Genomic DNA, 16,439 nt, shown 5'->3' on the forward strand with positions numbered 1-16,439 from the left:
GACTCACCAGATCTTGGCGATATACGAGAGATGAACCGCCGGTTTTAGGGCGGAGCCTCAACAAGAGGGGGCACTGAGGCCCCCACGCAACGATATAAGGATGATGACGATGCAAAAGACCAAACTGGCCCTCGCGGCCTTCGCCTGCAGCCTGATGACCTCGGCCATGGCCGCCGACACGATCAAGGCTTCCGGCTTCGCGCAGGAGCCGGACATCCGCATCACGCTGTTGCGCGATGGTCAACAGGTCGTGACCGGTAGCTGGCGCTACCACGGCGGACTCGGCGAGCCGAAAACGTACACGTTCAAGTCCACCACGAGCACGCCGGTGCTGACGGCATGCGCGCCGAATCCCGACACCAGCACGAGCACGGGCATGCTGCGCGGCGATCCGGTGGAAACGGGCCTGCAGCTCGCGATCGAACCCAAGCACGCGCTGGGCAATGGCTACGACGTGCAGGTTGCGTTGGATGAGTCGGCGATCAAGGCCATTCGGACCACCACCAAGGGCGTCTGCAAGGTGGAGGAGGCCGATATCGAACGTGCCTCGTTCAAGACGGGGACGCTGCTGCGGTTTGGCGAGACCGTGGAATTGCCGCTCTCGTCGAACAACACGAAATACGTAGTGCGCTTTGTCGTGGGCCAGCCCGGCGCGCTGCCGAACTAACGCACTCTCATGACGCATCCGTTTCAGGTCGGCAATCTGACCGACATCGATCCGAACGACCCATACTTTGAGACCCGCGAGGTGGCCGGCGAACGGGCCACGCAGTTGTCGATGACCCGCCTTGCGAGCTTCTATGGCATCTGGAACCGCGAGACCGGCAACCTGCTGGGCATTGCCTACGCCGGCCGGCTCTACTGGGAAGCGGGACTGACCGAGGCCCCGTCGCTTGGCTGGCGACAGCCCGGCACCATGGCTGCCTGAGGACCCCACATGTTCGTGATCCTCTTCGACGTGATGCTGGCGGTCGTGGCGATCGTCTTCCTGCGCCGGGGCATCCAGCCGCGTGGCCATGCGGTCGTGCTGGGGCTGCTCGGCGTGGAAGCCTTCGCGTGGGTAGCAGGCCTGCCGCGCGTGGCGATCGCCGCCTCGCTGGCAGCCGGGGTGCTGATGTTGCTGCTGTGGCTCGCGGCCAGCGACTGGGCATCAAAGAAGCCACGCAGGTAACAACGGTAACCGCCACGCGGGTGAGGCGGCCCGCTCGACCAGACGTGTCACCCCTGTCACCCTTTGACCACGAGGCAGCCGAAGGCCGGCTGACATCCACCATGAAGCGCAAGGTAACGCCCGCGATCGCGATGGCACTGCAGGTCTGGCTGCTCAATGGCCTGTGGAGTGCCCCCGCACAGGCCGGACCGGTCATCACGTCGGCGGCCACGGCCGCCGCCATCAGCGCCAACACGGCCGCCATGGCCGCGCAGACGGCCGCTGCCAACACGGCACGGACTACCCGCATGGCGCAGGAGGCCCATCGCACCAGCGTGCCTGCCTCGCCCGCCAGTGCCTGCCAGCCGACCCCGGCCGGGGGCATCGACAGCCGCTGCGCGCCGGGCGCGCTGGCGAGTCCGCCGGGGAGTCCATATGGCAACCCGGGTGCGTATGGCTATCGCTGAGCCGAGGTTGACCATGACACCGAACCCGACTACTGAGGTCGATCGCGAGCTGGTGGGCGATTGCGAGACCGACGCACAAAAGCAGGCGCTCTGGCGTGCGCGCTCGTGGCGCTTCAGGGCACGCCGCACGGCGAACGTACTGCGTGCCATCGCGACCGGGCAGGTACCGGCCGCACGCGGCTGGTTCGCCCTGCGCCATCCGGCCCAGCTGGTGGCCGTGGCCATCCGGGCGTCGCGCGGCGGCGGCATGGTGCTGGTCTGTCCGGCGGCGCTCGCGTGCGGCGATGCCACCCTCTCGATGGAGCAGATGCCGTGAATTCCAATGCATTGCAATACACCGCGCCGGGCGTGGTATCCGAGTCCGCGCTCGACGCCGGGGCTCAGCGATCGGAGGTTTCGTGATGCATCGCATCAATCCCGATCCGGAGGTGAACGAAGCGGTGGAGGCCCACTTCATCCGCCTGCTGGTCGCCGGCCAGATCGGCCGCACCTTCGGGCCCGCGCCGATGGATGACCGGCGCCTGCCCGGCACGATCGCGCTGACGAAGCTCGCGAGCTACCTGCGGCGCGCGCGCAAGGACTACCAACTGGCGTCCGGCGAGGCGGTACGCGCCGCGCTGGTCTGCAGCGTACTGGACGACCAATGGCAGGCGCAGCGCGCCGCCGAGCTGCAGCGCGAGCATCAGCGCCACGAGGACGCCCGGCGGGATGCGCTGCAGGCCCTCGCGCTCGAAACCAGTCTGGAGGCGGCGTGGGACTGCCTGCCTTGGCTGCGCCCGCGCGGCGAGGCGGGGCCGACCGGTCAGTCCGCAGAGCCCGGCGCGCCCGGAGCGCCCGGAAAGACCGGCCGTTCCGAGCCTGAGGCGCCCTGACCCGACACAACACGACACGACACCATGAGCCTCCGACACATCAAGCGTCGGCACGTCCGCGCCCTCAACCGCTTCGATATCTTTCGCACCTACTGCGTTGCCACCGGTGCCTGCACGGGCACGTGGCGCCTGTGGCGCGGCGGGGACGCGCGATGACCGGTGCCGCTGCCCCGGGCGCTGCGGCCCGCCTCCCGGTGTGGGCCACGCTGGCCGCCGTCGCCACCGTCAGCGTGCTGGGCACGCTCGCCATCCTGAAACTGACCTTCCCGCCGCGTTCCGCGCCGGCGGCCCCGGTGGTCACGGCCACGCGTGCCGACCCGTCAGGCCTCTGCTATGTGGACGGGCGGGCCTACACCGAGGGCTACTGGCTGAGCGAGGCGACCGCTGGCGGCACCGACCGCCGCGCAGCGGTCTGCCAGTACGACGCAGCCACCGCCCGCATGGGATGGCATTACCCGCTGCCCATGCCGCCCACGCGGGTGCCGCAGGAGGACACCTCCCCGATCGCTGCACCGATGGCACCGGTGGCACCGCTGACGCTGCCGGACGTGCAATCCCCGGCGAGCCCCGCGCCAGCGAGTGCGGTGCCGGCCCATGCCACGCCGACTCCAGCCGCACCGGCAGGGGTCAGTGCGTCCAGCCTGACCCTCCCGCCGGCGCCGCGCCCCGTGCGGCCCGGGCCGCACGCGTATCCACGCCTGACCTGATGGCTGGGTCAAGCACCCGTAACGTCCGGTCGGAACGCCCCCCCGTAGTCCCTTTCTCACACCCAATGGAGATGCCATGAAACATGCCCTGATGACCCTCGCCGTGGCCGCCCTGTGCGCCACCGCCGGCCTTGCCACCGCTGCCGCCCCGGCGGCCACCTTCATCAAGATCGACAGCAGCACCAGCACCGGACCGGATCCGAAGGTCTCGAATGCCCGCATGCAGGACATCGTGCTCAGCGGCCTGCGCGCCGCCGGCGTGCAGCCCAAGGTGGTCGGGACCAACTACGTGGGCCGTTACTGGGCCATCAATGTGAACTGGGCCTATGTGGGGCAACTCAGCGAGCTGCGCATGGCCGCGACCAACGTCGAGCTGCGCGAGAGCGACGGCCAGCGCGATGTGGCCCTGTGCGGCAGTACCGGCCTCACGTGGACCTCGCCCGCCGGCGACCGGTTCACACGCAGCCTGCAGGACAACGTGACCAACATCGCGCGCCGCTGCGCCGCGAGCTGAGGTCGCGCGCACGGCGCGCGCATGCCGCGTTGATGCCGCGTAAATGCCGCGCCCCGGACCGTTCGGGGCGCGCAGGCGGTATCCTTGCAATCCTGATGACTTGGACGCCGTCCTCCGGGCGGCGCAATACATGGCTCCCCTGATTTTTGAGGTGACCGACTGCGTGCAGGCCCCCGAGCAACGCGTCTCCGGCGAAACCTACTGGCTGGCCACGGTGCAGGCGCACCGAACGGGCCATGCAATGGTGACCTACGAGCAGGTGATCGTGATCGAATCGGCCGATGGCATGGTGCGGCTGGCAGGCGTCGAGTACGAGGATGGCGTGGACCTCTATCTGGCCGACGAGGCGGGCCGCCATCAGGCGGCGCTGCTCGCCACGCTGGCCGCCGAGCAGGCTGCGCAGGATGCACGGCTGGGGGCCACGGCGGCGGTGTTCGCCGGCTATCCCTATGCCGTGCAGGAGCGGCTGTTGCGCGCCTACCTGCAGACCCGGGGGGAGATCCGCCGCGAGCTGGGGGTGGGCTACCGGGACGCCCACGGGGTCTACCAGCGCGAACGCGTGCCGGCCGAGGCGGCACACTGAACAAGGGGGACGTAAATGGCAATCGATCCATATCTGGCCATGGGCCTGTTTGGCGACGGCATCACGGACACCGCCGGGCGGCTGCGCTTTGCCCGCCTGCCGCTGCTCTTGGGGGCCTCGCGCCGCGAGACCGCACTGGCGGGGCGCGCCGAGTGGTCCGAGGCGCCGGCGGGCTGGTTCGCCGGGCCCGGCAGCGATCTGGAGGCGCTGTCCGAGTGGCTGCCATACGTGATGGCACCGCACTACTACGTGGCGCAGACCAGCGCCGAGTGCTGGCAGTGTGCGACGCGCACGCCGGTGTTCGCGCTCGCGGTGCCGGCCGGTCACATTGCGCGCTACGACGATTTCCCGGACGACGAGGCGCCCGGCGTGATGTCGCTGCCGTGGGAAGTGGCGGAGGCTGGCTGTTTCCTGAGCGACCTGACCGCGATCACCGGCAGCGTGCGGCAGGTGCTCGCCCTGCATTGCCCGGCCTATCACCTCGATCACAGCAACACCGCAGGAGGCTCCTACCTGATGAATCACTGCGCCCAGTGTGGCGCGAAACAGGGTGACTGGTACCTGCATAACGAACCGGGTGGGGCATTTTTCCCCACCACCCCCGACGAGGCTGGGTCCATCACGCTGCGCCGCGTGGATGCGCCGCTGATCCTGCAGGGCACCGCACCGATCGTCTCGGAGAACCTGCTGGGCGACTGCGCGATCGGGCCGGACATCGTGCTGGCGCCCTCGGTTGCCGCCCCCACGGCCGATTGAGCCCGCAGGGCCGCGCCGGCGCGCGGCTGGGTGTGAGCCGGTATGACTGGTGGGTGTGACACGCAGTTGCGACGCGGCACGAAGTTGGGGTATGCTAATACTCAATGAGTGCTATATGGTCGGTGTGCTGTGCCACCCACGTGCAGTCAGCCAACCTTTACCACCCCCTCACGGAGGCAACATGGCAGCGACCCACTTTGTTGGCACGTTCAAGGACGAAAATGGCGAGGCCAACGCCGTCTACCAGCGTTTCAGCGGCGTGACCCCGCAGGGGGAGCTCGTCTACGGCGGCTGGTTCGACATCCTCGACCCGCAGGGCATCTGGCTTGTCTTCGATACACTGCCGGCCGCGTGGACGCTGCAGTAAGCGCCAGACGCTGACCTGAGCGCTTCCGAACCCACGACCTCATTGCCATGACCCCATCGTCATCCCAGACGGTAGAGTGCGAAGCCTGCGGCTGGCAGGGCCGCCGCCACCAGACCGACAGTGGCCATTGTCCGGCATGCCAAGGGCAGTGTCTTGAACTGGCGGCGATTTACGACGCGCACGACACGCAAGGCGAATCGGGGCATACGTCATGACCATGCGCCGTGTGTCGCTCAAGGACCCGGTCACCGCCGGCGATATCGGCCGGTACGCGCTGTGCGCGCCCAAGGATCCCTTGTCGCTGTGCGATGGGCCGTGGAAGATCACGGCACTGCGCGCCGATGCCAAGGTGCCACGGGTGGATCTGCAGCCGGTACGGGGCCTCACCGAGGACGCGGAAGAGCCGACCTACTGTTCGCCAGACGCGATCCTGTACGTGGTCGATACGCTGACCGAAGCCAAGCACATGATGGCGCTTAACCGCTCGCAACGTTCCCAGTCGGAGACGGCGCTGCAGGCGATCCGCGAGCGCATCGCCGGGGCGGTCGCGAGTGCGATCAGCGAGTCGGCCACAACGGCGGTAGGGGACGTGTCGCGCGGTGCGTCGGCCGATGCGGGGTCGAGCGAGGCCAAGCGCACGCCAAAGCGGACGGTGCACCAGCGCAAGGTGGACGCGGAGACCTTAGCCAGCCGCTGGCTGGCCGATGGCAATGCGGCCAACGAACGCGGCAACAAGACGCAGGCCGAACAGTGCTATGCGAAATCGCAGTACTGGAAGGACCGCGCAATCCTGCTGGCGGGCGAAGGCGACCGGCCCAAGCCCAAGCGATAGATGACAATGGTGCGTCCCTAACGCGGTCCTCGTGACCGATGTGGCCGTACCGAAATCAAGAGAGATCCCTCATATGAAGCTAGACAGCCACCCTCGCGTCGCGGATCGCCACGCGGACACCGTCACCGGAGCACCGCGATGATCGGCTTCGCCATTCGCTGGCTGGTGATCTGCGGCCTGTTTCAGGGCATGGGCTACACCATGCGCTACGCGAACGTCGACGCGCTCGTGCCGGGTAGCTGCCTTCCCATGATCTCCACCCATACCGAATCGATGGGGGCCGATTGCCTGTATCGGGATGTCACGCTGGAAGGGCGGGTGGTGATACAAGCCTACGAGATGACGACGCCGGAAGGCGGCATGATGGTGGTCAACACCATGCCAACGCTGCTCGGCAAAGCGGCGGGTAGCGATCACCTGACATGGCGCACGTTTGGGCTCTTTGCGCTGATGCTGCTGTTCGCCGCGCCGGACATTCTGGGCACGCTGCTCAAGCTGTTGCCGCCAACGAACACAACCAAGGAGAAGGTATCTTGACGACAGGTGCATTTGAACTCGATCCGGACAATCCCGGCTGGATCCGGGGCTGGGGCGTGGTGCGGATGACCCCATGGGCCGTGCAGGGGATGTTTGTGACCGAGGCGGAGGCGCACGCGGTCTGCGCCCAGCACCCCGGTTTCGAGGTGAAATTCGGCTCGCGCAAGCTCGGCTCCAACGATTTCGTGGCGGGGTAACGGAGATGGACAAGGGCGCGGTGATCTCGGATTGTGAGCTGTTCCGGTATCTCCTGTGGCGGATCTGGGAACCGAGCCTGCCGCTCATGGGGGTATTGATGGTCAACCCCGCCACGGCCGATGACGAGGAGAACGACCGGACGATCGACAAGGTCATCCAGATCGCCACCCACAACCGGTTCGGGGGCATTCTGGTGGGCAACCTTGCGGCCTTCCGGTCGACGGATCCACGCGGGCTCGACACAGCCCGGGATCCGATCGGCCCGGACAACGACCGGCACCTGCTGGACCTGATGGGGCGCGCCGCGCTCACCCTGTGCGCTTGGGGTGCCAATGCCACCCGTGTTCCGGGTCGCGTGGAGGCGGTGAAGGCGCTCATGCGCACGGCCGGCGTCCAGCCGTGGATGCTGCGGGCCACCAAGGATGGCCATCCCACGCACCCGTTGTCGCGTGGCAAGGCCCACGTACCGGTCGACATCCAGCTGGTGCCGTACCCGCTCTGAGCGGGCAGGACTGCGCGGCGGGATGGGGCGGGGTCGTCACCCGACAACGCCGCACAATGTGGCTATGCTGTCCCCATTGCTAGGCAGATGGCATTCCGGGATGATCCGGACTCCCAGACCGATGCATCGAGGACAATTCATGGCATTTCGCTACAAGTCGAATCCGCACAATTCCCTGTATTCCGTGGCCAATTACCACTGTGAGGTGATTGACGCCAAGCTGAAGTCCGGCAAGTTGGACGCGATCACGCTGGACAGCATCAGTGCCGTGATCGCCATGGCGTTTTTCACCGAGGCACTGGTGAACTATATCGGTGCCCGCCGCGTCAAGGGGTGGAAGGAGCGCGACCACAGCCCCGTCAAACTGCAGAAGATAGCCAAGGCCATCAGCATCAATTTCGACATGCACGTGGAGCCGTTCGCGACGATTGTGAATCTGCGCGAGGTGCGCAACAGCATGGCCCATGGGCAACCGACCGTGAGCCGGATTGAGCCCGCCAACAAGGAAGAGTTGACGCGGATGATGCGTACGCCTTGGGGGGACGCCGTTGAGCCGGAGAAGGTGTTGGCTATGCATGAGCAATTGAAGGCCTTCCGTACGCTCGTTTTCGAAAAAGCTGGCATCCATCCAATGCAGGCAACCGATAGCGCAATTGGTGGTGGGATTTGATATCAAGGCCGGGGATGGGATACCAAGGACGCTTTGCGTCCCGGCCGTATCCGGCCGGTGTGGGTTGGGTTGGTGTGGGGTTGGTTCTTAAGGCCGGCTCGGTTTCCCGAAAGGCAGGGAATCGGACCCAAGAACAGCGGACGTTTGGGAGGTCTGGCCAAGCCGGGTGACGGGATCTCTTTTGTGGGGATGCCGGGGTCGCCTGCGGCGATGGCGCTGGCGCGCCGTGGGTTCGCTGGTTTGGGTGGGTTGTGGCGCCTATAGCAGGCGAGCGTGACCTGTGCTGCGTATTGCGTCGTGGTGTGTCGCGATGCCCGGGTGAAGGGTGTGATGGGGTATCGATCAGGGCTGATTCGGTATCGATGGCCGGCGGTGCCGGCGCGGGGCGCTGGCGCGCCGGGGGTGGGTTGATTCGGGTGGTTTTTCGGGAGTGGTAGCCATGTCAGCATTCGAGGATCTGCTGGATCATCCAGCGGAACGTAATCGGGCATTTGTCGCGCTCAAGAAGGCGATCGTGCCGGCATTCGATCGGAGCGACTGGGAGGATTTCGCGGCGGAAGCCGGGATCCCGCCAAGTTCGGGCCTGCTCAAGGGCAGTCAGTACAAGGGCAACGAGGAGTACCCGGGCCTTGTCATGGACCTGCTAAAGCGATTGCGCGGTGCCGACAACACGGCAGCGCTCTTGGCGCTGGCTTCGCACCCGAAGGTGCAGGACGCGATCCGGACGGACGCGCCGCAGCTCTACGCAGCGGTGTGCGGGACGCCGCATGTCCCGCTCGTCGCCACGCCAAGGCGAAGTGCCTCAGAGATTGTGCGGATCGCGCTGGAAAACGCGCTCACACTGCTTGGGTCCTCCAGCGGCCCGGCCAGCGCGGTCGATCGCCTGCATACCGCCCTGCATGGCTACCTCCGCGATGTCTGCGACCGGGCGGGTCTTGCATGGGACCGCAAGGACTCGGTGAACGTGCTCTTTAAGCGGCTACGCGACCATCATCCGGGCTTCCAGACGCCGGGCCCACACGCCGGCGACGTGAAGAGCATTCTGAACAACATGGGGAGCACCCTCGATACGCTGGGCAAGCTGCGCAATCATGCGAGCCTCGTCCATGCCAACGAGCAACTGCTCGACCGGGTCGATGCCACGCTGGTGGTCAATGCCGTGCACACCATCTTCAATTACATCGCCGCCAAGGTGGGGGACTAGCGATCAGTCGAGCGCGTCGAAGTCGCGGCTGACCTCATCCGCCCACAGCTCATAGAGCAGCACGCTCATGCCTTCGGGTCCCAGCTCGCTGCTTGCGACGTCGACCATGGCCTCTTCGAGGGCTGCGCAGGTGGGAATGGGGCTACCCGCCTGTTCGAGGAAGGTCAGGGCCGTCACCAGCGCGGTGCGCTTGTTGCCATCATTGAAGGCGTGGGCCTTGGCGATCGCGACGGCATAGAGGGCCGCCATATCAAAAATCGTCATGCCGTCGTCGCCATACTCCAGCCGACGAACGATGCGCGCGAGCGCCCCTTCCAATACGCCGGGGCGGGGTTCCCCGGGAAGTCCTTCCTCGGTCAGCAGAATGTGGTCGTGGATAGCGCGGACATCGTCGGCCGTTATCATCGCTTGGCCAGCTTCCGGATCACGTCCTGATGGCGCGCAATGACCTTGCTCGCGGCCTGCAGGACCGCCTCGCGGGATTCCGTGGGCTGGCTCGCCTCGGAGCCGACAACGACAACGCGACCGTCCGGTCGAGTGACTTGCCACTGCCCGGTGCTGGCCACGCGCACGACACGGGCCGTCGGACGGATGGGGGACAACCGTTCGATGCCGTATTTCTTGAGGTCGGGCGCGGACTGCTTGCTCATGATGGGCGGTGCAATGGCGATAATGGCATCTGTAGTGTAGCGCGTTTGCCAGCAACACCAGCCGCCCGAGCCATCAGAGAGGTACCAATGCCCGACGAGAAACACCCGCTGCACGGGATCGAGCTGCCGATTGACGGCCTGCAGGCCGTGAGCGTCGACACCACCACCAATGAGCTCGTGATCGACTATCTGGTCGAAATCGAGGCGGAGCAGGAAGCCATCCCCGCCCGGCTGCGCTTGTCGTCCAGTGCCAGCGCGCGGCTGGTGCACGCGATCACTGAACTGGTCGAGGAGGGGGTGATCCGTCTGGAGACGGTGAGCGCCCCGATGTTGCAGTGATGCCGAGCGTTCGGGGCAGTGGGCTATCGCTACCGCGCCGTTTGTCGTATGATTTCCGCGAATTATCGGTGATTGTGCTGCCAATAGTGTTTTATCGCTGTTATCGAATGCGAAAAAAACATTCTTTCACGTTGGCGATGCACCAGTGGCGGCCGGAGTGATGTGGGCGCCGGTGTAACATGGCACGCGATGCGCCCGGGCAATCCGGGCCGCCGCTGGCTGACCGAAACTGAAGCGGTACGAGGCCCCTGCGGCAACCAAGGATACGACATGAAAATCTCCCGACACACCTCATCCAGCGTGCTGCTGCCCAACGGCAACCGCGCAGAGCTGCCGAGCTACCTCGCCGACGCCACCGACAGCTTTCTCTTCCGCGTAGAAGACCGTTTCGTGGTGGGCGCGCTGGTCCATGATTCGGACAGCTCGCATTGCAATCCCGCAGAGAACGATGACGGTTTCGGCGCGTTCACGGAATTCCGCTCAGCGGGTGAGCGCGACGACTACCTCGCGCAGGTCCAGCACGAGGACAAACTGGCGTTCATCGTGGACCGCTACGAGCATGGACGGGTGCATTTTTCGGTGAACGAGACCGCCAACTATCCGGATCGGCGTTGGGATGTCGCTCCGGCGGGGGTGTACGTTCCGGGCGACTGGGTGCAGGAGGAGTTCGCCGCGCGCCGCACGCAGATCGAAGCCCAGCTCGCCGCCGAGCAGCCCGATGCTGCGCGCCGCAAGGCGACGGCTTACGCGCAGGCGGCTGCCAAGTTCGTCAAAGACGCCAACGAGTCGCTGGACGAGTACTCCAAATGGCGCAATGGCGAAGTCTACGGCGTACTGGTCTATGAATTCGACGCGGACGGCAAGGAACTGAGCCCGCCCGACGAGGGCTGGGGCTATATCGGGCAGGAAAATGCGATGGAGGAGTTGATGGGCAGTCTGCACCGCGCAACGGCCCCGCAGGCCGACATGCAGGTCGGCTTCATCCGCTGCACCGAGGCGAACGTGGATATGCTCAAATCGCTGGGTTTTCGCGTAGGCAAATACGAGGAGGACGAGCACGGCGTGTGGGCGGCGATCGCGCAGGGCGCTTTCGAGACGGCAAAGCCGCAACTGGATGATCTCGCCAACGACTTTCTGCCGCATCTGCATGCCTATGGTCGCCGCGACCCGGACGTCGTGAGCTGGCGCGGCCGGGACGACAATGAAGCGCTGGAAGGCTTGCCCGAGCGTTATGCGTCGCAGAAGGCGTGGGCCTCGATGCATCTGGCCCTGCCGGAGCTGGACGGCGACACGGACTCGACCGACTTCTGGCGAGATCGCATCACCGACATGGACAAGCGCGTGGCCGAACTGCAGGCCGTGCCCAAGGCGGCCGTGCCCGACGCCTCGCCGGCACCGGGCCTCTGATGCATGACTGGCCCTCCTCGTGAGGGCCTGATTGTTAGCGTCCCGGCCGCTCTTCACCCCGGGGCAGATCCTGACGGCCGTGCAGCGGCCTGCTACAGCCACCCATCATGACACTACAGACCCATCGACCGATGATTACCATCGAGCTGCCCAACGCGTCGCAGGCCCATCTGCCGGTGTTCGTGGCCGATATGGAGGACCATCGGCTCTATGCGCACGAAGACGGCTATGTGGTCGGCGTGCTGCTCAAGGACATCGCCGCCACGATGAACATGGTGGCGCCGGATACGCGCAGCTTTGGCCAGATCACCGAATTCCGCTCGACGGACGAGGTGAGCCAGTATCTGGCCGAAGAGGCGGAGATGGGGCGTCTCGCGTTCCGGGTGGACCGGTACACGCAGGCCGGTGCTCTGCGGTACTCGGTCGCGGATACGATCGCTTACAGCAACCATGAACGCACGTGGTTCGTGTCGCCGTCGGCGGTGTACGTGCCGGGCGAAATTGCGCAGATTGCGTACACCAATCGGCGGGCCGAAATCGCCGCCGATCTCAATACGCGCGACCCGAGCTATCGCCATCTGAACGGCGAACGGGCGGCCGAGCGGGCGAAAGCCGAGCAGGTCAAGGCTGCCAATGCGCAGCTGGAGGAGTACTCGGCATGGTGCAATCGAGAAGTCTATGGCTACGCGATTTTCCGGTGCGACGCCGATGGCCGGCCGGAGGGGGCGCCCATCGAGCGGTGGGGGCTTGTCGGGCGGACCAGTGCAGAGGTTGGCATTAAGGTGGCGTTGGAGCGCGCAACGGCCCCACGGGTCGACATGCAGGTGGGCTTCGTCACCTGCCCCAAGGCGGATGTTGACATGCTCGATGCCTATGGTTTCCGCTGTGGTCCTTATCTGGGCGAGCAGGAAGGCGTATGGGCGGCGATCACGCAGGCGGACTATGCCAAGGCGCTGCCCGAGCTCGACGCGCTCGGTGCCGGTTTCCGGTTTCAGATGACCCCGTACGCTTCGGACGATGTGGAACTGGTGAGCGATGACCGGTGGTACAACGATACGGCCGCGCGACTGGAGGAACGACGCCGCGCGCAGCTGGCATGGGCGAGCTGGCACGGGTCGCGCGCCGAGGACGAAACGTCGCGCGGGTTCTGGCGTGACCGCCACCACGCCGTGCGGGACGTTCATACCAAGCCACGGCCCTTGCATACCTACTCGTTCCGGGCAGAGTGCGAACTGGATGAAGGTCGACTGCGCCAAGTCCTGCTGCTCGGCGATCCGCAATTTGCCCCAAACCACTGGCGTAGCGAGCCGTTCACGCTGGGGGCGGACGTGAAGGTCGAATTCCAGTCCGCTGCATCGCTGGCCGAATTGCGCCAGATCGCGGGCAGTGTCCCGGACGGTCACGTCATCGTCGAGACGCTGCGGGCCTGCCCGATGGCGGAAAACTCGTGGGAGCGCGAGGTCCCGCCGCAGTCCGGGCGTGGCGCACGCGCCGATGGTCCGGCATTGGCCTGAGGCAACACGGACCCCCAAACGTGGGCCGATCATCAAGACCCCACATTTGCGTTGGGGCTCGGCCGCTCGCCAATGCCAAGCCCTACCTGTCATACTGAAAGCCCCGCGACGTCGGGGCTTTTTTGATGCACACAACGATAGGGAGCGGCAGGATGGTCCAGCACAGTGTCATGCGGCGGAGCGCGCGATGAGCGGCGCCGGTCCTGCACTGGCGCGCGCATTGCAGTCATATACGCTGCGCGCGCGATTGGGGCTCGCCGAGCTGGCGGACTGGGCGCGTAGCCAGCGTGGCGAAGGTGTGGTGCTGGTGCGCATCGAGCGCGAATATTTGGCGCCACTGGCGATGCTCGCGCCCCAAAGCGCCGAGGTCGTCTGGCTGGTGCATGCAGAGCTGGCCGATGCCGGACACACCGTGACGGCGCGCGGCACATGGAAGGCGCGCACGCTGGACGGTGACTTGCAGGGGTGGCTTGCCGGCGGACGCTGCGCTTTGACGACCCGCGAGACCCTGATGGCCATGGCCCGGTAGTACCCGGTGTCGCCTAGCCGTGCCGGCGGCGACGATGGCGGTGTGCGCCGGAGCCGTAAAGCGATTGCCTGCGATGGCCCCGACTTTCGCGGGGTTCAACCCCATGACCGACGGTCGATATGACATGGGATGGGGCCGGGCACCAGCGAGCGCAGGAGAACCCCTTGTGCGGCACTCAATGAGTGTGTATGATCGACCTCAATGAGTGCGCTCTATTGTGCACATATCTAATTCATCCACCGGGTTATCCAATATGCTTTCTGCACGGAAAACGCTAACCGTGGCGCTGCTGGCCAGTGCCTTAGCGCTGGGCGGTTGCGGGCGAGCGGGCCCCTCGGCGCGCGAAAACGCGTCGGACAAGGCCCAGCGCGACTATGACGTCAAAGCGTATGTCATGTTTCGCGATGAGGTGCGGCGCGAGGCCGGGCGGGCGAGGCCCGCCCCCGTGGCGGTCGACGACAAGGCGCTGACCACGCTCGCAGACGACGCAGCGCGAGAGGCGTACGGGGACTGCGCGCACCGCATCGGTACGGCTTCGCACGCGTTCTACCTGTGCCTGCACAGTGGGGCGGATCGTTACACCGAGCCGGCGCTGCGTGAGGCGATGGCGCGGGGCACCAGCCTGCTGGAGGCCGAAGCGCGGGTGACCTTGCACGGCCGCATGCTCGCGGCGCTGCTCGAACGGGTGGACGCCGAACCGCGATTGCCCAAGCCGACATCCGGCGCCTGAATCGGCTGCGCTGATAACTCATTCGAAGGACACACTTTATGCAAGACACGATCTCTTTTCATGCGAGCCATCTGGCGCTGCAATCCTCGTATGTGCGCTGGATCGCCTTCGCGCACGTCCACGCCGTGACGCTCGCCCCTGTGAGCGCGGAAGCGGGCCGCTGGGCAGTGGTGGCGGAGCTGCCCGGTGGACAGACGGCCCGCTTGGGCAGGTTCGCGCCCGAGGCCGAGCAGGAGGCTTTGTCGCAGGCCGTCCTCTGGGTCGGGAAGATCTTCGGCAGTCAGATGGACGCGGAGCGCCTGCCGCAGCGGGCGCATGCCGATACGCCCATGGCGGGTGTCGAGGGCTGTGTCCTGTGGCAGATGTCGGGGTTCGAGACGCGGTTCGAGCGGGTCTCGCGCGTGCAGGAGATCACGCTGGAGAAGGAGCCCGCGAGCTGGGGCGACAAGTGGGAGATTGCAGCGGAGCTCGGCGGGGGCCACAAACTCATCCTGCTGCGCTTCGACGCGCAGGCGGCCGCGCAGGAGCGCGCCGAGCTGCTGGCCTTGGAGGTGTTCGGGCGCTGAGTCGCGCCTCGTAACGGGCGCACTTTCCGTGAGCACGCTTGGCGCGCCCACTTTCCGATACCACTCACCATGACCCAGACCACGACACGCCACGCCTCGCGCAACACGCCCGCGTCCGGACACGATACTGGTGATCGCGTGCCCGCATGGCAACGCCGCGCAGCCTACGCCTTTCTCGCGCTCACCATGATGGGCGCGATGCTCGCCGCCAGTCCGCTCAACGAGCGTGCCTTCGGCCTAGAACGCTCCCTCGTGGTGGTGGTGCTCGCCATGCTGCTGTTCGCGCTCGCGCTGGGCTGCGTCTATCTGAGCGATCCGCGCTCCCGCGTGCACGCGGTCCGGGGCAGGGCACGATGAGGCGCGTGTCTGCTGCGTCTGCCCATACCAACCGATTCCGATCCCGATCCCATGTCCACCCATATCCCGACCCGCATGGCCATGCTGGCCCTGCTCCTGAGCGCCATCACGATCGCGGCCTGCCAGAAAGCGGATCCTGTCGACCGCCTGCCCGATAGCTGGCACGCCGGTCCGCCGGTGCCCGAGAGCGTGCTCTTCGCGCGGCTGGTGCCCGGCTACCAGATCGCTTGGCACGCGCCGCAGGATCCCGTCATTGACGCTGACGGTGCACGCCGTGGCGGCCTGCTGCGCAATCTGTCCGCCACGCTCCCCGTTGGGATCGTCTGGCAGGCGCAGGACGACCTGTCGAAGATGTCGCTCGCGCCAGCGGTGCAGGTGTGCGTGGACGAAGCCGCGCGGCGTATCGAGGCGCACGCGCCGTCGGCCACGCTACCGGCAGGCTGTGTCCCATACCAACCCTGACCTCACTGACCCACAACAGACGGGGTCGCGCACCGCTGCGCCCCGGCAAACGCATTGTCCCTTTGGAGTGCTCATGCTATCGAATGCCGACAACCTGTATCACGTGATGGCCGCCGAACTCGTCAAGAGCGGCCTGACCGAAGCCTATCTGCTGGCCAACGGCCAGCTCACGTCGAGCCTGCAGACGCCGGAGACACGCCGCGTGCTGGAGATCGCCCTCGACGTGGCCGATGTGCGCACGGCCGACGCGGCGCTGGCCAAGCATTACCACTTCTCCGAGGAGGTCTGCGCCACCCATGCCGGTTTCTGGGATGGCTGTGGCGGGCATCTGCGTGTCGGTGCGGCGGTGGTGCACTTCGCCGTGCGCCGCGTGGGTGAGGTGGCCTACCGGGTGCTGTTCACGCAGCTGGACCCCCACGCGCTGGCCGTCGATCTGCAGGCCCAGCTGGTGGCGCTGCGCGAGCGCGTCGAGGCGCTGGAGGCGGCCCAGCGGACCGCCCTGCAGCCGGCCGCAGGGGAGGCTTGA

The 16,439-nt window shown here is 66.3% G+C and carries 28 protein-coding genes; 26 read left to right on the forward strand and 2 right to left on the reverse strand.

All coding sequences use genetic code 11. The annotated features are described in order from the left end of the window. The first annotated feature begins 109 nt into the window (after positions 1-109). The 17 genes from ACOABP_RS32500 to ACOABP_RS32580 all read left to right on the forward strand — a co-directional run bounded on the left by ACOABP_RS32500 (position 110) and on the right by ACOABP_RS32580 (position 9,359). Positions 110-667 carry a hypothetical protein gene (locus ACOABP_RS32500; protein WP_474231613.1) on the forward strand — a complete coding sequence of 186 codons (558 nt, stop codon included), beginning with the start codon at positions 110-112 and terminating at the stop codon, positions 665-667. 9 nt (positions 668-676) lie between these two features. Further along, positions 677-928, forward strand: a complete 252-nt coding sequence (locus tag ACOABP_RS32505) for a hypothetical protein (protein ID WP_474231614.1) — start codon at positions 677-679, stop codon at positions 926-928. 9 nt (positions 929-937) lie between these two features. Continuing rightward, positions 938-1,171, forward strand: coding sequence for a hypothetical protein (locus tag ACOABP_RS32510; RefSeq protein ID WP_474231615.1), 234 nt, complete (start codon positions 938-940; stop codon positions 1,169-1,171). Positions 1,172-1,272: 101 nt separating this feature from the next. After that, positions 1,273-1,617: a hypothetical protein gene (locus ACOABP_RS32515; RefSeq protein ID WP_474231616.1), complete on the forward strand. Its 345-nt coding sequence runs from the start codon at positions 1,273-1,275 to the stop codon at positions 1,615-1,617. 13 nt (positions 1,618-1,630) lie between these two features. Continuing rightward, on the forward strand, positions 1,631-1,933 hold the full coding sequence (locus ACOABP_RS32520) for a hypothetical protein (RefSeq protein WP_474231617.1): 303 nt from the start codon (positions 1,631-1,633) through the stop codon (positions 1,931-1,933). Between the two features lie 85 nt (positions 1,934-2,018). Next, a complete protein-coding gene (locus tag ACOABP_RS32525; protein WP_474231618.1) occupies positions 2,019-2,489 on the forward strand; it encodes a hypothetical protein in 471 nt (156 codons plus the stop codon). Positions 2,490-2,641: 152 nt separating this feature from the next. Beyond that, positions 2,642-3,196: a hypothetical protein gene (locus ACOABP_RS32530; protein ID WP_474231619.1), complete on the forward strand. Its 555-nt coding sequence runs from the start codon at positions 2,642-2,644 to the stop codon at positions 3,194-3,196. Between the two features lie 76 nt (positions 3,197-3,272). Continuing rightward, positions 3,273-3,710, forward strand: a complete 438-nt coding sequence (locus ACOABP_RS32535) for a hypothetical protein (protein WP_474231620.1) — start codon at positions 3,273-3,275, stop codon at positions 3,708-3,710. Positions 3,711-3,840: 130 nt separating this feature from the next. Further along, complete coding sequence (locus ACOABP_RS32540; RefSeq protein ID WP_474231621.1) at positions 3,841-4,293, forward strand: hypothetical protein; 453 nt, start codon at positions 3,841-3,843, stop codon at positions 4,291-4,293. A 15-nt stretch (positions 4,294-4,308) separates the two neighbouring features. Further along, a complete protein-coding gene (locus tag ACOABP_RS32545; protein ID WP_474231622.1) occupies positions 4,309-5,049 on the forward strand; it encodes a hypothetical protein in 741 nt (246 codons plus the stop codon). 181 nt (positions 5,050-5,230) lie between these two features. Then, entirely contained in the window at positions 5,231-5,416 is a 186-nt protein-coding gene (locus tag ACOABP_RS32550; protein ID WP_474231623.1) for a hypothetical protein, read from the forward strand. Positions 5,417-5,627: 211 nt separating this feature from the next. Continuing rightward, positions 5,628-6,248 carry a hypothetical protein gene (locus ACOABP_RS32555; RefSeq protein ID WP_474231624.1) on the forward strand — a complete coding sequence of 207 codons (621 nt, stop codon included), beginning with the start codon at positions 5,628-5,630 and terminating at the stop codon, positions 6,246-6,248. A 138-nt stretch (positions 6,249-6,386) separates the two neighbouring features. Continuing rightward, complete coding sequence (locus ACOABP_RS32560) at positions 6,387-6,785, forward strand: hypothetical protein (RefSeq protein WP_474231625.1); 399 nt, start codon at positions 6,387-6,389, stop codon at positions 6,783-6,785. Then, positions 6,782-6,982, forward strand: coding sequence for a hypothetical protein (locus tag ACOABP_RS32565; RefSeq protein ID WP_474231626.1), 201 nt, complete (start codon positions 6,782-6,784; stop codon positions 6,980-6,982). The genes ACOABP_RS32560 and ACOABP_RS32565 overlap by 4 nt, the downstream gene beginning before the upstream one ends. 5 nt (positions 6,983-6,987) lie before the next feature. Next, positions 6,988-7,485, forward strand: coding sequence for a DUF1643 domain-containing protein (locus tag ACOABP_RS32570; protein WP_474231627.1), 498 nt, complete (start codon positions 6,988-6,990; stop codon positions 7,483-7,485). A gap of 139 nt (positions 7,486-7,624) precedes the next feature. Continuing rightward, positions 7,625-8,155, forward strand: coding sequence for a hypothetical protein (locus tag ACOABP_RS32575; protein ID WP_474231628.1), 531 nt, complete (start codon positions 7,625-7,627; stop codon positions 8,153-8,155). Positions 8,156-8,594: 439 nt separating this feature from the next. After that, the gene (locus ACOABP_RS32580; RefSeq protein WP_474231629.1) at positions 8,595-9,359 is read left to right on the forward strand and encodes an abortive infection family protein; all 765 of its coding nucleotides are present in this window, start codon (positions 8,595-8,597) and stop codon (positions 9,357-9,359) included. 3 nt (positions 9,360-9,362) lie between these two features. Here the strand turns inward: ACOABP_RS32580 and ACOABP_RS32585 are convergent, their stop codons facing one another. Both ACOABP_RS32585 and ACOABP_RS32590 read right to left on the reverse strand, forming a co-directional pair. Continuing rightward, complete coding sequence (locus ACOABP_RS32585; protein WP_474231630.1) at positions 9,363-9,764, reverse strand: type II toxin-antitoxin system death-on-curing family toxin; 402 nt, start codon at positions 9,762-9,764, stop codon at positions 9,363-9,365. Next, positions 9,761-10,009: a hypothetical protein gene (locus ACOABP_RS32590; RefSeq protein WP_474231631.1), complete on the reverse strand. Its 249-nt coding sequence runs from the start codon at positions 10,007-10,009 to the stop codon at positions 9,761-9,763. The genes ACOABP_RS32585 and ACOABP_RS32590 overlap by 4 nt, the downstream gene beginning before the upstream one ends. An 87-nt stretch (positions 10,010-10,096) precedes the next feature. Between ACOABP_RS32590 and ACOABP_RS32595 the strand changes: the two genes are divergently transcribed. The 9 genes from ACOABP_RS32595 (at position 10,097) to ACOABP_RS32635 (ending at position 16,439) form a co-directional block, all read left to right on the forward strand. After that, on the forward strand, positions 10,097-10,348 hold the full coding sequence (locus ACOABP_RS32595; RefSeq protein ID WP_474231632.1) for a hypothetical protein: 252 nt from the start codon (positions 10,097-10,099) through the stop codon (positions 10,346-10,348). A gap of 270 nt (positions 10,349-10,618) precedes the next feature. Further along, the gene (locus ACOABP_RS32600; protein WP_474231633.1) at positions 10,619-11,755 is read left to right on the forward strand and encodes a hypothetical protein; all 1,137 of its coding nucleotides are present in this window, start codon (positions 10,619-10,621) and stop codon (positions 11,753-11,755) included. 107 nt (positions 11,756-11,862) lie between these two features. Continuing rightward, on the forward strand, positions 11,863-13,269 hold the full coding sequence (locus ACOABP_RS32605; RefSeq protein WP_474231634.1) for a hypothetical protein: 1,407 nt from the start codon (positions 11,863-11,865) through the stop codon (positions 13,267-13,269). A gap of 187 nt (positions 13,270-13,456) precedes the next feature. After that, positions 13,457-13,798 carry a hypothetical protein gene (locus ACOABP_RS32610; RefSeq protein ID WP_474231635.1) on the forward strand — a complete coding sequence of 114 codons (342 nt, stop codon included), beginning with the start codon at positions 13,457-13,459 and terminating at the stop codon, positions 13,796-13,798. A gap of 280 nt (positions 13,799-14,078) precedes the next feature. Next, positions 14,079-14,528, forward strand: a complete 450-nt coding sequence (locus ACOABP_RS32615; RefSeq protein WP_474231636.1) for a hypothetical protein — start codon at positions 14,079-14,081, stop codon at positions 14,526-14,528. 38 nt (positions 14,529-14,566) lie between these two features. After that, positions 14,567-15,094 carry a hypothetical protein gene (locus tag ACOABP_RS32620; RefSeq protein ID WP_474231637.1) on the forward strand — a complete coding sequence of 176 codons (528 nt, stop codon included), beginning with the start codon at positions 14,567-14,569 and terminating at the stop codon, positions 15,092-15,094. Between the two features lie 69 nt (positions 15,095-15,163). After that, a complete protein-coding gene (locus ACOABP_RS32625) occupies positions 15,164-15,451 on the forward strand; it encodes a hypothetical protein (protein ID WP_474231638.1) in 288 nt (95 codons plus the stop codon). 51 nt (positions 15,452-15,502) lie between these two features. After that, positions 15,503-15,913: a hypothetical protein gene (locus ACOABP_RS32630; protein WP_474231639.1), complete on the forward strand. Its 411-nt coding sequence runs from the start codon at positions 15,503-15,505 to the stop codon at positions 15,911-15,913. A 73-nt stretch (positions 15,914-15,986) separates the two neighbouring features. Next, positions 15,987-16,439, forward strand: coding sequence for a hypothetical protein (locus ACOABP_RS32635; protein ID WP_474231640.1), 453 nt, complete (start codon positions 15,987-15,989; stop codon positions 16,437-16,439).

The sequence above is a fragment of the Cupriavidus sp. HE11 genome (assembly GCF_056097175.1).

Bases quoted from the DNA above. Each gene is read 5' to 3' on its own strand.
- ACOABP_RS32500 (WP_474231613.1), top strand. From the start codon at position 110: ATGCAAAAGACCAAACTGGCCCTCGCGGCCTTCGCCTGCAGCCTGATG.
- ACOABP_RS32505 (WP_474231614.1), top strand. From the start codon at position 677: ATGACGCATCCGTTTCAGGTCGGCAATCTGACCGACATCGATCCGAAC.
- ACOABP_RS32510 (WP_474231615.1), top strand. From the start codon at position 938: ATGTTCGTGATCCTCTTCGACGTGATGCTGGCGGTCGTGGCGATCGTC.
- ACOABP_RS32515 (WP_474231616.1), top strand. From the start codon at position 1,273: ATGAAGCGCAAGGTAACGCCCGCGATCGCGATGGCACTGCAGGTCTGG.
- ACOABP_RS32520 (WP_474231617.1), top strand. From the start codon at position 1,631: ATGACACCGAACCCGACTACTGAGGTCGATCGCGAGCTGGTGGGCGAT.
- ACOABP_RS32525 (WP_474231618.1), top strand. From the start codon at position 2,019: ATGCATCGCATCAATCCCGATCCGGAGGTGAACGAAGCGGTGGAGGCC.
- ACOABP_RS32530 (WP_474231619.1), top strand. From the start codon at position 2,642: ATGACCGGTGCCGCTGCCCCGGGCGCTGCGGCCCGCCTCCCGGTGTGG.
- ACOABP_RS32535 (WP_474231620.1), top strand. From the start codon at position 3,273: ATGAAACATGCCCTGATGACCCTCGCCGTGGCCGCCCTGTGCGCCACC.
- ACOABP_RS32540 (WP_474231621.1), top strand. From the start codon at position 3,841: ATGGCTCCCCTGATTTTTGAGGTGACCGACTGCGTGCAGGCCCCCGAG.
- ACOABP_RS32545 (WP_474231622.1), top strand. From the start codon at position 4,309: ATGGCAATCGATCCATATCTGGCCATGGGCCTGTTTGGCGACGGCATC.
- ACOABP_RS32550 (WP_474231623.1), top strand. From the start codon at position 5,231: ATGGCAGCGACCCACTTTGTTGGCACGTTCAAGGACGAAAATGGCGAG.
- ACOABP_RS32555 (WP_474231624.1), top strand. From the start codon at position 5,628: ATGACCATGCGCCGTGTGTCGCTCAAGGACCCGGTCACCGCCGGCGAT.
- ACOABP_RS32560 (WP_474231625.1), top strand. From the start codon at position 6,387: ATGATCGGCTTCGCCATTCGCTGGCTGGTGATCTGCGGCCTGTTTCAG.
- ACOABP_RS32570 (WP_474231627.1), top strand. From the start codon at position 6,988: ATGGACAAGGGCGCGGTGATCTCGGATTGTGAGCTGTTCCGGTATCTC.
- ACOABP_RS32575 (WP_474231628.1), top strand. From the start codon at position 7,625: ATGGCATTTCGCTACAAGTCGAATCCGCACAATTCCCTGTATTCCGTG.
- ACOABP_RS32580 (WP_474231629.1), top strand. From the start codon at position 8,595: ATGTCAGCATTCGAGGATCTGCTGGATCATCCAGCGGAACGTAATCGG.
- ACOABP_RS32585 (WP_474231630.1), bottom strand. From the start codon at position 9,764: ATGATAACGGCCGACGATGTCCGCGCTATCCACGACCACATTCTGCTG.
- ACOABP_RS32590 (WP_474231631.1), bottom strand. From the start codon at position 10,009: ATGAGCAAGCAGTCCGCGCCCGACCTCAAGAAATACGGCATCGAACGG.
- ACOABP_RS32595 (WP_474231632.1), top strand. From the start codon at position 10,097: ATGCCCGACGAGAAACACCCGCTGCACGGGATCGAGCTGCCGATTGAC.
- ACOABP_RS32600 (WP_474231633.1), top strand. From the start codon at position 10,619: ATGAAAATCTCCCGACACACCTCATCCAGCGTGCTGCTGCCCAACGGC.
- ACOABP_RS32605 (WP_474231634.1), top strand. From the start codon at position 11,863: ATGACACTACAGACCCATCGACCGATGATTACCATCGAGCTGCCCAAC.
- ACOABP_RS32610 (WP_474231635.1), top strand. From the start codon at position 13,457: ATGAGCGGCGCCGGTCCTGCACTGGCGCGCGCATTGCAGTCATATACG.
- ACOABP_RS32620 (WP_474231637.1), top strand. From the start codon at position 14,567: ATGCAAGACACGATCTCTTTTCATGCGAGCCATCTGGCGCTGCAATCC.
- ACOABP_RS32625 (WP_474231638.1), top strand. From the start codon at position 15,164: ATGACCCAGACCACGACACGCCACGCCTCGCGCAACACGCCCGCGTCC.
- ACOABP_RS32630 (WP_474231639.1), top strand. From the start codon at position 15,503: ATGTCCACCCATATCCCGACCCGCATGGCCATGCTGGCCCTGCTCCTG.
- ACOABP_RS32635 (WP_474231640.1), top strand. From the start codon at position 15,987: ATGCTATCGAATGCCGACAACCTGTATCACGTGATGGCCGCCGAACTC.